This window comes from Pseudonocardia sp. NPDC049154, from assembly GCF_040648315.1.
GTDB lineage: Bacteria > Actinomycetota > Actinomycetes > Mycobacteriales > Pseudonocardiaceae > Pseudonocardia.
The window spans coordinates 1-13,637 of record NZ_JBEZDN010000175.1 but is presented as its reverse complement, the minus strand read 5'-3'; the positions used below and the strand labels follow the sequence as shown (position 1 = coordinate 13,637).

General features: G+C 71.5%; 15 protein-coding genes and 1 pseudogene. 3 read left to right on the top strand and 13 right to left on the bottom strand.

From position 1 onward, the window contains the following. Positions 1 to 178 (bottom strand): transposase (locus AB0B41_RS40230; protein WP_358212285.1); only part of this gene is annotated, 178 nt, incomplete at its 3' end. An 81-nt stretch (positions 179 to 259) separates the two neighbouring features. Here AB0B41_RS40230 and AB0B41_RS40225 point away from each other — a divergent pair. Then, on the top strand, positions 260 to 781 hold the full coding sequence (locus AB0B41_RS40225; RefSeq protein WP_358212284.1) for a hypothetical protein: 522 nt from the start codon (positions 260 to 262) through the stop codon (positions 779 to 781). 4 nt (positions 782 to 785) lie between these two features. Here AB0B41_RS40225 and AB0B41_RS40220 read toward each other — a convergent pair whose 3' ends face one another. Together AB0B41_RS40220 and AB0B41_RS40215 are read right to left on the bottom strand one after the other, a co-directional pair. Next, complete coding sequence (locus AB0B41_RS40220) at positions 786 to 1,319, bottom strand: hypothetical protein (protein ID WP_358212283.1); 534 nt, start codon at positions 1,317 to 1,319, stop codon at positions 786 to 788. Positions 1,320 to 1,420: 101 nt separating this feature from the next. Beyond that, positions 1,421 to 2,518, bottom strand: a complete 1,098-nt coding sequence (locus AB0B41_RS40215; protein WP_358212282.1) for a site-specific integrase — start codon at positions 2,516 to 2,518, stop codon at positions 1,421 to 1,423. Positions 2,519 to 2,917: 399 nt separating this feature from the next. On the opposite strand from AB0B41_RS40215, the gene AB0B41_RS40210 reads away from it, so the two are divergent. Together AB0B41_RS40210 and AB0B41_RS40205 are read left to right on the top strand one after the other, a co-directional pair. Further along, positions 2,918 to 3,196, top strand: coding sequence for a type II toxin-antitoxin system prevent-host-death family antitoxin (locus AB0B41_RS40210; RefSeq protein WP_358212281.1), 279 nt, complete (start codon positions 2,918 to 2,920; stop codon positions 3,194 to 3,196). Further along, complete coding sequence (locus AB0B41_RS40205; RefSeq protein WP_358212280.1) at positions 3,196 to 3,600, top strand: PIN domain-containing protein; 405 nt, start codon at positions 3,196 to 3,198, stop codon at positions 3,598 to 3,600. Before AB0B41_RS40210 ends, AB0B41_RS40205 begins: the two co-directional genes overlap by 1 nt. A gap of 484 nt (positions 3,601 to 4,084) precedes the next feature. Here AB0B41_RS40205 and AB0B41_RS40200 read toward each other — a convergent pair. The 10 genes and pseudogenes from AB0B41_RS40200 to AB0B41_RS40155 all read right to left on the bottom strand — a co-directional run. Further along, positions 4,085 to 4,252: pseudogene (locus AB0B41_RS40200) on the bottom strand (long-chain fatty acid--CoA ligase); the annotation flags it as partial. A gap of 71 nt (positions 4,253 to 4,323) precedes the next feature. Then, positions 4,324 to 4,500, bottom strand: coding sequence for a hypothetical protein (locus AB0B41_RS40195; RefSeq protein ID WP_358212286.1), 177 nt, complete (start codon positions 4,498 to 4,500; stop codon positions 4,324 to 4,326). 53 nt (positions 4,501 to 4,553) lie between these two features. After that, positions 4,554 to 5,498, bottom strand: coding sequence for a sugar kinase (locus tag AB0B41_RS40190; protein ID WP_358212279.1), 945 nt, complete (start codon positions 5,496 to 5,498; stop codon positions 4,554 to 4,556). Continuing rightward, on the bottom strand, positions 5,495 to 6,166 hold the full coding sequence (locus AB0B41_RS40185; protein WP_358212278.1) for a bifunctional 4-hydroxy-2-oxoglutarate aldolase/2-dehydro-3-deoxy-phosphogluconate aldolase: 672 nt from the start codon (positions 6,164 to 6,166) through the stop codon (positions 5,495 to 5,497). The genes AB0B41_RS40190 and AB0B41_RS40185 overlap by 4 nt, the downstream gene beginning before the upstream one ends. Then, positions 6,163 to 7,494, bottom strand: coding sequence for an MFS transporter (locus tag AB0B41_RS40180; RefSeq protein WP_358212277.1), 1,332 nt, complete (start codon positions 7,492 to 7,494; stop codon positions 6,163 to 6,165). The genes AB0B41_RS40185 and AB0B41_RS40180 overlap by 4 nt, the downstream gene beginning before the upstream one ends. Before the next feature lie 56 nt (positions 7,495 to 7,550). After that, positions 7,551 to 8,573, bottom strand: coding sequence for an NAD(P)-dependent alcohol dehydrogenase (locus AB0B41_RS40175; protein WP_358212276.1), 1,023 nt, complete (start codon positions 8,571 to 8,573; stop codon positions 7,551 to 7,553). Then, a complete protein-coding gene (locus tag AB0B41_RS40170; RefSeq protein ID WP_358212275.1) occupies positions 8,570 to 10,051 on the bottom strand; it encodes a mannitol dehydrogenase family protein in 1,482 nt (493 codons plus the stop codon). The genes AB0B41_RS40175 and AB0B41_RS40170 overlap by 4 nt, the downstream gene beginning before the upstream one ends. A 4-nt stretch (positions 10,052 to 10,055) precedes the next feature. Beyond that, the gene (manD, locus tag AB0B41_RS40165) at positions 10,056 to 11,279 is read right to left on the bottom strand and encodes a D-mannonate dehydratase ManD (protein ID WP_358212274.1); all 1,224 of its coding nucleotides are present in this window, start codon (positions 11,277 to 11,279) and stop codon (positions 10,056 to 10,058) included. Beyond that, positions 11,276 to 12,262, bottom strand: coding sequence for a 2-hydroxyacid dehydrogenase (locus AB0B41_RS40160; RefSeq protein ID WP_358212273.1), 987 nt, complete (start codon positions 12,260 to 12,262; stop codon positions 11,276 to 11,278). The genes manD and AB0B41_RS40160 overlap by 4 nt, the downstream gene beginning before the upstream one ends. Continuing rightward, positions 12,259 to 13,266 (bottom strand): LacI family DNA-binding transcriptional regulator, encoded by a 1,008-nt coding sequence (locus AB0B41_RS40155; protein ID WP_358212272.1) that lies wholly within the window; start codon positions 13,264 to 13,266, stop codon positions 12,259 to 12,261. The genes AB0B41_RS40160 and AB0B41_RS40155 overlap by 4 nt, the downstream gene beginning before the upstream one ends. Positions 13,267 to 13,637 lie beyond the last annotated feature (371 nt).

Here is a 13,637-nt window from a genome sequence, read left to right as displayed (position 1 = left end):
CGTTCCAGCTGATCCCGGTCTTGAGCACGAACACGATCCCGGCCAGCGCGGCCCGGTCCGCGACCCGCGGCCGGCCCGTCCGCCCCCGCTTCGGTGGGCGCGGCTTCGGCAGCAGCGGCTCCACCAAGGCCCACAGCTCGTCGCTGACCAATCGCTCGACACAAGATCGCCTCGCCAGCGCCAAACATGATCAGCAACCAGCGTGGCTCCACACAGGACCAACACGCCGACTTCTGAAACGACATCTTATGATCGCCCGGTGATGCTGCGCTGCACCGGCAAGCTACTGTCGCTGCTGCGGCTGCGACCCGCTGTTGCCGAGGCGAGCCCGGCTGATTGGTATGCGAACCTGCTGTGGGTCGACGGTCGCAAGTGCCTGCTGCTGACCCACGCCAGAACGGTCTTCTCGGTGTTCGTATCGGACGTAGCTGCTGCCGAGCTGCGCCCGCCCGGCCTGTTCGTCGTCACCGCGATCGCCGCGGCGTTGCGGTCCGAGGCGCTCCCTCGCGACGCACTCGGCGAGCTCGACGAACGCGAGGTGACCGTCGCGAGGACCCTGGACCGCCGTGTGTTGGGCACGATGAACGATCACGCCGTGATGGCGCAACACGTCGTCGCCGCCGCGGGCGGGCTTTCCCACTGCGACGTCGAGTCGCTCAATCATCAGCTGCATCGCACTATCAATAGCCTCACTGGCCACACCCCGCCAATCGAGCTGATCACACGGCACAGTAAGATCGAACTGTGTCGTGTTCAGGTTGAGCCGGACGGCTCGATCTAGCTGCTCACCCGGCGTCCACAGCGGCCGGCTCTGCAGGAGCCTTCTTCGCCCGCCTGCGGGTCGTCCCGTCCTGACCCTTCGCCGCCTTCCGCAGCGCGGCGAGACTCTGCCCGGCAAGAGCCTTGGAAGCCACCGAATCACCGATCTGTCGCGGGGTCATCCGCCCACGGCCGGTCGGTGACAGATAGACCTGGCCATCTGGTCCCTCGCGGTACTCCAGAGAGGAAGCAACTCGTTGGAACCGCGTGCGGCCACCCCGCCGCCGGCCTTCCCACTTCTCGACCTTCACCGCGAGCTCGCAGCAGGTACAGGTCAGCCGGCGGACGAAGAGCCCGTCGTCGTCGACCTCGGTGAAGTGGATACCGGCTTGCCGGATGGTCGGAAAAAGGTGCCGCCCGCGTTCCCGGCACGCCAGCACCTCGTCGGAGACTCGGTCGACGTACAGGTCGACATCCTCATCGGACGCTCGTACGTAGCCCGTGTCCTGCTGCTGCTCGCCCTGGATCGACTTCGGCAGCTCGGTCACGTTCTCGGCCACCATTACTCCTTCACGGTCGCGTTTAGTGCCGTTCACGGTAGCTGCACGGCGTGCAAGAACGGCGACAAGGAGCTCATGCGTATCTCTAGCCGCCCCCGCTGCTAGAGCCCGAGCATCGTAGCCGCATTGTCCTCCCAGACCTGGTGGATCCGCACGTAGGTACCCACTGACGCGAGAGAGCGATGTCGGGTCTGATGGGCGATGGCCCGGTCGGACGCACCGCGCAGGTGGGCGTAGGTGACGAATCCCGCACGCAGCGAGTGCGCCGACCAGGGGCCACCACCGAGTCCGGCGCGGGCAACAGCACGCTGCACGAGGACGTTGATCGACTCCGGGTTCAGCGCTTTGGCTCCGGCCCGATTGGCCGTGGTGACCTTGCGCAGGACCGGTCCCTCGACGATTCCGGCCGTGCGGAGCCAGGTGTCGAGGGCAGCGATAGGACAGCGTTCCGGACGGCTGGCACGAGGAAGAACCACGAGCTCGCGCTCGATGCCGGTCTGGTTAGTCTTCGACCGGGCAATGGTGAGGACGAGGCCGCGGTCATGATCGGCGATCTGGTCGACTGTCAACGCGGCGAGTTCGCTGCGACGTAACGCGGCAAAGAACCCGACCAGGAGCAGAGCGCGATCCCGCAAACCCGCGAGATCTGGCTCGAGGGCACCCGTGGCAGCACCGCGGGTGCTGGGGCACGCGGCTACGGCGTCGAACAGCTCGGGGGGCATCAGGGGGGCGGCCTGCTCGGGTGGGGCGCCATGGGTGCGGCGGATGCCCTCCCAGACCGCGAGCACGCGAGCCGTAGCGGTTGGATCAGCATGGTCGGCGAGCTGGTGAGCGAACCGGATCGCCGACAGCCGTCGGCTGAGCGTGCCGATCCTGGCGCCGCGGGCGGCAAGGGCAACGAGATAGCCGGCGAGGGCGTCGGGCCCGGCCGGCATGGGGCTGACTTGGCGCTGGCGGCACCAGCGGGTGAAGTCAGCCCAGTCGCCGCGGTAGCCGCGCAGCGTGTTCGGTGCTCGGGCGGCAGCAACGTAGCTGGCCTCGTCGAGGGTGAGCGGCAGATCGCCGGCGAGCTCAAGCGAGGGCGACGTGGCGTGGTCCCGCGCTGGCGGGGAAGGCGACGCGTGCGCTCCTGCCTCCTGTGTGTCTCTGTCACCAGCTCGCTCACAGTGACCGCGGTCTTGTGGCGTGCCACCTGCCACAGGGCGACTCGGGCCGGTTGCAGTAGGAAACCCGTGCTGCGGAGCCGGAAGATCAGACACGCGAGCACGGTAACCGGCACCACCGACAGAACTGATCACGAAACTCGTCACCGGCAGAGCGCCAATTGTCGTTGAAGGCTCCCTCGACAAATCGGTGCATAGGCTGGGATCGCCCCATGACCGCACACGCCTGCGGCTGCGCGCGTCTGCCGTCACCAGCGCTTCACGCAGAAGCTGCCGATCACGCGGCGGTAATCGGGGCGGGCGCCATCGCGTATCGCTGGCGCGTTGACGATGGGTTCGACGCAGCGCGTGCGTCCGATCTTCGCGAGCAGTCACTGCCGACTGACGTCGGCGCCCACCGCTATCTATGTAGCACTGGGCGCTATGCTGGTAGCCATGGGCGAGGTCATCAAGCAGTCCCAGCTACGCAACGACAATGCCGAGGTAATGCGGCGAGTCGCAGCGGGGGAGTCCTTCACGATCACAGTCAACGGGCAGCCGGTCGCAGACCTCGTCCCGCACCAGCGGGTCCAGCTCAGACGGGCCATCCCGGCAGAGGAATTGGATGCCTTGATGGCCGACCTTCCCCCGATGGACGTGGACTCCTGGAAGCAGGAACGAGATGACCTCGACCAGGAGGCGCACGACCCGCACGGATCGGACGCATCCTCGTGATGCATGACGGCGTGGTGCTCGCCGATACCTCCGTCTGGATTCAGCCTCCACATGAAGGCTTCGCCCGCTACGCGCGAGAAGTGGCCGTCAGCGTGATCACGGTGGCCGAACTACAGCACGGCCTGTTCACCGCGCCCACCCCCATCGAGGAGCTGAACCGTCGAAGGCGCCTGCAGCTGCTCCTCGACCACTACGAGGTCATCAATCTCGACATCGCCACGACCGAGGTCTACGGCGTGCTGGCCCGCATGGTCACCCAGCAGGCCGGGCGCAAGGTCCGATCGCGCGCGATGGACCTGCTTATCGCCGCGACAGCAGCGCGTCACGGAATGCCCCTCCTCACCCGCAACGCTGCCGATCTGACCGGAACCGAGCAGGCGGTCATCGTCGTGCCGGTGACCTAGCTGTAGCGAGCCGGTCATTGTTGGTGCTCAAACGGCGTATCGTTTGGCGGGGACATTCCTGGCCGACGGGCACCAGCCTCTTGACGAGGACGTGCGGCATTCCATCCGGGGCCTGTCGCGCCTACCAGGAACAACGCCCGCGTCGAATCCGTCGCCAGCCGGGCAGCCGTTAGCCGTCGGCTACACACGACCGTCGGCTACACGCGATTCGTTGCCTCATCCCGGCTAACGCGCCTCTGAACTGGCTTGGATGGGCGGTCGAAAGTTCCTGCTCGGCGTCCGACCGCTCGGGTGTAAAGCGCGCAGCACTCCTCTCTCAGTCCTCCTACCAGCGACAACGCTAGCGCGTAAAGCCTCTCCAACCCTCCGGCAGCACCATCCAACGGAATCTCGTGTCATGAATGGTGTCATGCCGACGGCTCGAATCACCCGCCGGAAGTTGTTTGCTGCTTGTAGCTCGTACGACCTTCGCACAGATGAGCGGTCAAAGCTCCCGCACGATCACTCGCCCGCTTCCGGTCCTCGGGAACGAGGTATGCTCCCGGATCTCGTCCGGGACACCACGGCGGCCAACGTGCTCGCGACACCAGGCGCGAAAGCTCCTCTCCTCGTAGCCCGCAGCCAGGATCACGTGCGCGAGGAGGACCGCGTCGAGGGTCTCGTCGGAACGGGCCGTGGCGGCGACGTCGCGGACAAGCGGGCAGGCCCGGAGATTGCCAGCGACTAGATCGAGGCGTTCTCCCCGCTGCGTCGGATGTGCATGCCTCGGCCGCGGAACTCGAACCGGCCGTACGGATGCCGGACCGTGACGTCTCCGGCGTAGCCCGCCGCGGCCGACCGTCGGGCCGGGGTGAACCGCCGGGTGTCGGCGGCCAAGGCGCGGCGAAGCGCCCTGCGCATGTGCGGGCGACCATCGAGGCGATCGTGGCACCGGCGCGGCCAGGTCGGTCCGTTCAGCGTCGAACGTCGACTGCCGCGAAGTCCCGAGCTAGGTCCGCTCGCGACGGTAACGCCTCCCAGTCTCCAGGCACGGTGCACATCAACGCTCCGGCCCGTGCGGCTGTCCGAAGTCGTTGCGGGACCTCGGTTCCGGCGACGCGCTCGGCGAGGTAGGCACCGACGAAGGCGTCGCCGGCTCCCACCGGGTCCACGACCGTGACCGGGAACGCCTCCTGCCGATGCACCCGCCCGCAGACCAGGGCCAGAGCCCCGGCCTCGCCGAGCTTGATCACCACCTCCGACGGGCCGAGGTCCGCGAGACCGGAGGCGAGTTCCGCGGGATCGGCGGTCCCCGTCCCCAGAACAAGACCGGCCTCGCCGTCGCCCGCGAACACGACGTCCGCGGAGGCGGCGAGGGCCCGCAGGACCGGCGCGGCCTCGGCGTCGGACCAGAGCGTGGAGCGGTGGTTGACGTCGAACGACACCGTGACCCCGGCCTCCCGCGCGACCGCGACGGCGTGCTCCACGGCCTTGGCGGGCGCGTCCCCGAGGGCGGGGGTGATCCCGGTGACGTGCAGCAGCGTGGCTCCGGCGATCACCTCGTCGTCCACGTCGGACGGGCTGAGCCGCGCCCCCGCGCCCCGGTGGCGGTAGTACCAGACGCGCACCCCGCCCCCGGGCGGGCGTTCCTTGAGCATCAGCCCGGTCGGCGCGCCGGGATCGCGCACGGCGTGCACGTCCACGCCCTCCGCGCGCAGCTCGCGGACCACCCGGTCCCCGAGCGAGTCCGCCCCGATCCTGCCGATCCAGATCACCGGCGTGCCCAGCCGCGCGAGGGCAATGGCGACGTTGCTCTCCGCGCCGCCGATGCCCAGCCGCATGGTCGAGACGTGCTGCAGGTGCCCGACGGTGTCCGCGGCCAGCAGCCCCATCGTCTCCCCGAGCGTCACCACACTCATGAACCGGTCTCCCGCCGCGCCCCCGCCAGGGCCCGCGCCGCGCGGTCGGCCAGGGCGCCGAGGTCCCCGCCGCGCAGGGCGTCACCGGACAGCGAACCGCCGAGCCCGACGGCGAGCGCGCCGGCCCGGATCCAGGTGCCGACGTCGTCGACCCCGATGCCGCCGGTCGGCATGATCGCGAGCTCGGGAAGCGGCTCGCGGACGGCCTTCAGGTGCGCGGGGCCGACGGTGCCCGCCGGGAAGAGCTTCACGGCCGAGGCGCCGGCGTCCCAGACGGTGATCAGCTCGGTCGGGGTGATCCCTGCCGGGTAGGCGGGAACCCCGGCCGCCACGCACTCGGCCACCATCGCAAGGTCCAGCACCGGGCTGACCAGAAACGCGGCGCCCGCCTCGAGCGCTCGACGGGCGGCCTCGGCGCCACGAACGCTGCCGAGGCCGACGTCCGCCGAGTCGCCGAACTCCGCGCGCAGCAGCCGCAGCGAGTCCAGCGCGCCGGGGGTGGTCATGGTCAGCTCGAGGCAGACCAGGCCCTCCCCCACCAGCGTCCGGGCCGCGGGGAGCAGGTACTCGGGCGAGTCGGCCCGCAGCACCGCAACGACGCCGGTGCGGCGCAGCGCCTCGCTCGGGGCGACCCGGTCTGCGTCGTTCCTCGTGGCAGACAGGGTCATCGGGCGTCCTCGGCGACGGTGAGATCGCGGTCGCGGGTCTCCGGCGCGAACCGCGCGGCGATCAGGCTGAGGATCATGATCAGCATCATGTAGGCCGCCACCGGGACCCAGGACCCGGAGAAGGCGCTGACGAGCGCGGCGCAGATGAGCGGGGCGACGCCGCCGCCGAGCACCGACGCGAATTCGCGGCCGAGGGTGACACCGGCGTACCGGTAGCGGTTGCCGAACAGCTCCGGGAAGTAGGACATCGTGACGCCGGTGGCGCCCTGGCAGGCCAGGATGAACCCGACGATGATCGTCACGACGATCGCGACGTGCGAGCCGGTGTTCAGCGCGATGAACGACGGGCCGGGCAGTAGGACCAGCGCGGAGAGGATCGCGGTGTAGACGGGCTTGCGGCCGAACCGGTCCGACAGCGCCCCGAACCCGACGGCCGCGATGCCGCCGCAGATCGCGCCGACGAGCAGCACCTTCGGCACGAACGCCTTGTCCACCCCGACGCTCGACACCAGGTAGGAGGCCATGAACACCTGGTAGGTGTAGGACTGCGAGCTGACCCCGATGGTCATCAGCGTGACCAGGACCAGCGGACGCCGGCCGTGACGGAAGGTCTCGGCGACGGGCTTGCGGGGTTCGGCGTGCTGCTCCTTGAGCTCCTGGAAGACCGGGCTCTCGTTCAGCCGCCGCCGGATGATCAGGGCGGCGACCGTCACGAGGAGGCTGGACAGGAAGACCAGCCGCCAGCCCCAGCTCATGAGGTCGTCGTCCGGCAGCAGCTGGGCGAGGATCCAGGCGACGGCGCCGAGCGCGGTGCCCAACGCGGCGCCGGTCATTACCAGCGAGGCGAACCGGCCGCGGCGGCCGATTCCGGCGGTCTCGGTGAGCAGGGTCGCGCCGCCGGACTGCTCCGCGCCTGCGCCGAAGCCCTGCAGGAACCGGCAGGCGACCAGCAGGACCGGGGCGAGGATGCCGACCTGGGCGTAGGTGGGCAGCAGCCCGATCGCCAGCGTCGAGCCGCCCATCAGCAGCAGCGTCGCGACCAACACCCACTTGCGGCCGAGCCGGTCGCCGAACCGGGAGAAGAACAGCCCACCGAGCGGACGGGCCGCGAAGCCGACGGCGTAGGCGCTGAAGCTGGCGAGAATGCCCGCCGCCGGGGAGATGTTCGGGAAGAACAGGTTCGAGAAGATCAGCGCCGACGCCGTGCCGTAGATGACGAAGTCGTACTGCTCCAGGGTGGTGCCGACCAGCCCGGCCCAGGCGGCCCGACGGAGGGCCTTCGGATCAACGCTCGGCTGCTGCACAGTGGAGGATTGCGTCTCGGTCATGTCCATGCGTCCTCGGATGGAGGGGCCTCGCGGGGCCGTGATCGGGTGGGTCGGGGTCAGTCGCCGGGACGGACGACGACCTTGAGGTGCGTGGGGTCCTGCACGGGCGCGCGGAGGGCGTCCGCCGCCCGGTCGAGCGGGAACCGGCCGGTCAGCACTCCGGCCAGGTCCACCCGGCCGTTCGCCGCCAGGGCGATCGCGGGCGGGAAGGCACGCGCGTAGCGGAACGCGGTGCCCAGGTCGATCTCCCAGCGCTGCAGGAACGCCAGCGGGAGCCCGTCGACGGCGGGTGCCGCCTGTCCGACGACCGTGGCCCGGGTGGCCGGGCCGAGCGCCCGGATGCCCTGCCACAGCACGGCGGGGACGGCGGTGCACTCGAGCAGCCGGTCCATGCCGGTGTGGGTGAGCTCGGTGGTGGCCGTGTTGACCACCGAGGTGGCGCCCAGCTCGGCGGCGCGCGCCAGCCGGTCGTCGTTGATGTCGGTGACCACGACCTCCTCGGCGCCGGCGGCCCGGGCCACCTGCGCGACGAGGATGCCGATCGGGCCCGCGCCGGTGACGAGCACGCGGTGGCCCAGCTGGACGTCGGCCCGCTGGACGGCGTGCACCGCCACGGCCAGCGGCTCGATCAGCGAGCCGAGCTCGGTCCCGATCTCCTCGGGCAACGGGTGCACCGCCCGCGACGGCGCGACCAGGTATTGCGAGATCGTGCCGTGGGTGGGCGGCGAGCCGAAGCACGTGCCCGTGGGGCACAGGTTGTAGTGCCCGGAGCGGCAGGTCGCGCAGCGGCCGCAGCCGACGGCGGGCTCGACGGCGACGCGGGTGCCGACCGCGAGCTCGACGAGCGCGCCGGCCTCGACGATCACGCCGGACGCCTCGTGCCCGAGCACGGTGGGCTGCCGGAGCACGTTCTGCCCGTTGCGGCCGCTGGCGAAGTAGTGCATGTCCGAGCCGCACACGCCGACCGCGTCGACCTGGACGAGCACGTCGTCCGGGCCGAGCGCCGGCAGCGGCAGCTCCTCGATGCGCAGGTCCTCGGGTCCGTGCAGCACGGCGGCCCGGGTCTTCTCGACGATCACGCCGCCTCCTGGGTGTGGGTGAGCTCGCGGGCCGCGGCGTCGGCGCCGTGCCGGACCAGCAGGTCCACCAGCTCGGCGACGCGGGCGCGGAACCCGTCGTGGGCGGCCAGCTCGGTGCCGAGCAGGCCGGTGTCCAGGGCCGCGGCCACGAACTCCGCGGTGGGGCGGCCGGCGAGCCGCGCGAGCCGCTCACGGGCCGGGTCGGACATGGCCGCGGCGTGCGAGCCGGCGTCGAACCCGGTGGGCGGGGCGATGCAGCACAGGTAGGCGGCGACGGTCAGCGCCAGGCCGTGCGGCATCCGGCCCGCGGCCAGGTGGTGCAGGGCGGGCTCGGGGACGCGCTGGGCGAGCTTCACCGAACCGTCGGAGCCGACCTGGCGGGTGCGGTGTCCGAGCGCGGTGTTCGACCACCGGGTGAACAGCTGCGCGACGTACTCCTCGAGATCCACGTCCGCCGGCACCGGGACGGTGGGCAGGTAGTCCTCGCGCAGCACGGCGTTCGCCGCGGCGCGGATCGCGGACCGGGCGCTGGACTGCGGGATCGTGTCGCAGCCCGCTAGCGCGCCCAGATAGGCGATCAGCGAGTGAGTGCCGTTGAGCAGGCGCAGCTTGAGCAGCTCGTAGCCGGCGACGTCGGTCGTGAAGCGGGCGCCGCCGCGCTCCCACGCAGGCCTGCCGGCCGCGAAGTCGTCCTCGATCGCCCACATGCTGAAGGGCTCGGCGGGCACCGGGACCTCGTCCCACACCCCGAGCAGCCGGGCGGCCTCGGCGCGGTAGGCATCCGTGGTGGCCGGGACGATCCGGTCGACCATGCTGTTGGGGAACGCGACGTGCGCCAGGTACGGCTCGAGCTCCGCGCGCTCCGGCTCCGGCAGCGCGGCCACGAACTCGCCGACCAGGCGTGCGGTGGTGGTCCCGTTCTCGACGAGGTTGTCGCAGCTCATCACGGTGATCGGCGCGCCGCCCGCGCGGAGCCTGCGCTGCAGGCCGCGCACGATCTGGCCGAGCGTGGTCTGCGGCGCGCCGCCCGCGAGGTCGGCCCGCACGCCGGGGTGGTCGAGCGCGAGCGAACCCGTGCGCGGGTCGATCGTGTAGCCGTGCTCGGTCACGGTGAGGGTGACGATCCGGGCACCGGCGACCGCGTCGACCACGGCCTCCCGGTCCTGGGCGGCGACGAGCACGCCGGTGTGCACCGCAGGGACCGCCACGCGGCTGCCCTCGGGCGAGATCTCCAGCACCGAGTAGCGCAGGTCCTGGGCGCGCAGGGCGTCGGCGACGGCGGCAGAGCGGCTGGCCACGCCGAGGATGCCCCAGGGGCCGTCCTCGGCCTGCAGCGCGGCGGCGGTGTGGACGGCCTGGTGGGCGCGGTGGAAGTTGCCGAGTCCGAGGTGGACGATGCCGGTCTCGGTCACCTCCCGGCGGTGGAGGAGCGTGGCGCCCGGGGTGGTGCTCTGGGCGAGGCGTTCCGGGGTGGTCACTGCATCACCAATCCGTGAGGGTGCCGTCGAGCCGACGGGCGACGGGCAGGTAGGCGGGTTCGTAGGGGAAGCGGGCGGCGAGCGCCTCGTCGACCTCGATCCCGAGGCCGGGCGCGTCGCCGGGGTGCAGGTGCCCGTCGGCGTAGGTCCAGGCGTGCCGGAACACCTCGTGCACCCGCTCCGGGTACCCCATGTACTCCTGGATCGCGAAGTTCGGCGTGGCCAGCCCCACGTGCGTGGCGCCGGCGAGCGCGATCGGCGACACGTCCGATGGGCCGTGCGGGGCGAGCCGCACCTGCCACACCTCGGCGAGCGCGGCGATCCGGCGCAGGGGGGTGATCCCGCCGACGTGCGAGACCGCGGCCCGGACGTAGTCGATCAGCTGTTCGGTGATCAGCTGCTGGAACTCCCAGATCGTGGTGAAGACCTCGCCGATCGCCAGCGGGACCGTGGTCTGCTCGCGCACCCGCCGCAGCACCTCCTGGTTCTCCGCGGGGGTCACGTCCTCCAGCCAGAACAGGTCCACCGGTTCGAGGGCCTTGCCCAGCCGGGCCGCCTGGTTCGGGGTCAGCCGGTGATGGGCGTCGTGCAGCAGCTCCAGGTCGGGCCCGACGGCGACGCGCACCTCGGCGAGCGCGACGGGCACATACCGCAGGTAGGCGGTGGTGTCCCAGACCTCCTCGACCGGGGCCAGGCCACGGCCGGCGGGCTCGTAGGCGCCGCCGTCCTTGGTCACGCCGTAGACCGAGTCCAGCCCCGGCACGCCGGTCTGCACCCGGACCGCGCGGAACCCGCGCTCGGTCTGGGCCGCGACGGCGTCGAGCAGCGCCGGGACGTCCCAGCCGGTGGCGTGGGTGTAGGAGAGGATCCGGTCCCGGACCTTGCCGCCGAGCAGCTGGTAGATCGGCTGACCGCAGACCTTGCCCTTGATGTCCCACAACGCGAGGTCGACCGCGCCGATCGCGGCCATGGTCACCGGGCCGCGGCGCCAGTAGACCCCGCGGTAGAGGTACTGCCAGGTGTCCTCGATCGCGGAGGGATCGCGCCCGATCAGGATCGGGCAGACGTGGTCGCGCAAGTAGCTCGCGACGGCGAGCTCGCGGCCGTTGAGGGTGGCGTCCCCCCAGCCGACGACGCCGTCCGACGTGGTGATCTTCAGCGAGACGAAGTTGCGGCCCGGGCTGGTGATCAGCACGTCCGCCGAGACGATGGTGTTCGCGGTGCTCATTCCCCGGCCACCGCCACGACGTTGACCAGCCGCTCCCCCGCTGCCAGCCGCCGCACGTTCGCGGCGATGTCCTCGGCCCGGCCGAGGAAGGTCTGCCGGGTCAGGCCGGACGAGTGCGGCGTCATCAGCACGTTCGGCAGCTCCCGGAAGGGCAGCTCCGAGGGGGCGCCGTGGTTGCCGGAGGCCGGGTAGGAGTACCAGACGTCCAGGGCCGCGCCGGCGATGTCGCCGTTCCGCAGGGCCTCGAACACGGCCTTCTCCTCGACCAGCGGCCCACGACCCACGTTGACCAGGATCGCGCCGCACTTCATCCGCTCCAGCTCGGCGGGGCCGATCATCCCGGTGGTCTCCGGGGTGAGCGGGGCGCTGACCACCACGACGTCCGCGCGGTCCAGGAGGGTGCCGAGGTCGTCGGTGGAGCCTGCCCACTCCAGGCCGCGCGCGGCCGCGTCCACGTCCCCGCGGCGGGTGACGGCCACCCCGCGGGCGCCGAACGCGCGGAACCGCTCCCACGTCCGGGCGCCGATGTGCCCGAACCCGACGAACCCGATCGTCGCGGCGCCGAGCGAGTTCCCCCACGGCAGCGCCGGGTCGTGTGCCGGCGAGGCCCACTCGTCCCGGCGCAGCGCGGTGTCCTGGATGAGGAAGCCCCGGCGCAGCAGGATCGTGGCGGCCACGACGTACTCGGCGATCGAGTCCTCGTGGTGGAACGTGTTGGCGACGACCGTGCCCGGCGGGAGCGCGGGCACGTCGATCCCGTCCACCCCGGCGCCCGCGGCGTGCACGAGCTTCAGATTCCTCCCGGATGCGCCGACGGCGGCGGGGCAGCGGCCCGCGACGAGCACGTCCGCGTCGGCCACGGCCGCGGCGACGGCGTCGACGTCCCGGGGGTCCGGCCAGCTCACCTCCGCACCGGTCGGAAAGCCCTCCTCGAGGTGGGCCCGCAGCGGAGCCAGGTTGGCGTCGGCGACGACGATCTTCACGAGCGCACTCCGGTCTTGGGCTGGGTCAGCGGCCCGGTGGAGCCCCGGACCACGAGGTGGGTGTCCAGGCGCTGGGTGCGGGGGGTGCGGGCCTCCCCGGCCAGGGCCCGGCCGAGGACCTCGATGGACAGCCGCCCGGCGCGGCCCATCGGGACGTCGATGCTGCTCAGCGGGGGGTCGACGACCTGTCCGAACGGGATGTCGTCCATCCCGACCACGGAGAGGTCGGTCGGCACCCGGACGCCGAGGGCGCGGGCCCCGCTCATCACGCCCAGCGCCACGAGGTCGTTGTGCGCGATCACCGCGGTGGCACCCGAGGCGACCACCCGGGCGGCCGCGGCCGTGCCGCCGGACACGGTCTCGGTCTGCCAGTCCAGCATCTCCAGGTCGAGGTCCCGCTCCGCGGCGAGCGCGCGGACGACCTCGACGCGGTGCGCGTTGGACCACGATCGCGGCGAGCCCTGGACGTAGGCGATCCGGCGGTGCCCGAGCGCGGTCAGGTAGTCGATGGTCTCGCGCAGGCCCTGCGTCGCGTCCGCGACGATGCAGTCCGCGCCCGCGGCCTCCCTGTTCACCAGGACGACCGGCAGCCGCCCACAGAGGCCGAGCACCTCGTCGGCGTCCAGCCGCGACGAGCAGACGACGATCCCGTCCACCCGGCCCGCGAGGGTGCGGATGACCTCGCGCTCGCGCTCCGGGTCGAAGTCCGAGTCGGCGAGGACGACGGTGTGCCGGTCCTGCCAGCCCTGCCCCTGGACGGCCTTCACGAACGAGGAGAACACCGGGTTCGCGATGTCCGGCACCACCACGGCGATCGTCGCGGTGCGCGGCGTGACCGGCTCGGCGTCCTTCACCGCGGGCGTGTACCCCAGCTCTTGCGCAATACTCAGGATCTTGCGCAAGGTGTCTGGGCCAAGCCGGTCGGGGTCGCTGAACGCCCGGGACGCGGTCGACAGCGCGACATTCGCCCGCCTGGCGACATCGGTCAACGTAGGGCTGCTCACCGTCACTCCTCCTCGAGTCCGTCTCCAAGAGAGTGCAAGACGTTGCGCAAGCTTGTCAAGGCTTGCCGAGCGACACTCCCGCGCCAGGACGCCGAACGTCGCATCAGCCGGCCTGCCCTGGCTGTCCCCACGCTGGTTCGCCAGCAACCCCGGGACCTTCCCCGGCCTGCGGGGAGGGTGCCGTTCGCCCCTAGATGTAGCGACCCACCACGTTGTTGACAGGTCGTCCGGCGTGGCGGCTTGATCGAGGGGAGGGCCTCCGGGAGGAGTGGGTGGGTCTGACGCACCGACTCACCACCGAGGAGGCCCTCCGTGGGGCACCGTAACGCGCGCACCACCGTGCACGGCCGCAGGCTCATCATCGAACGCTG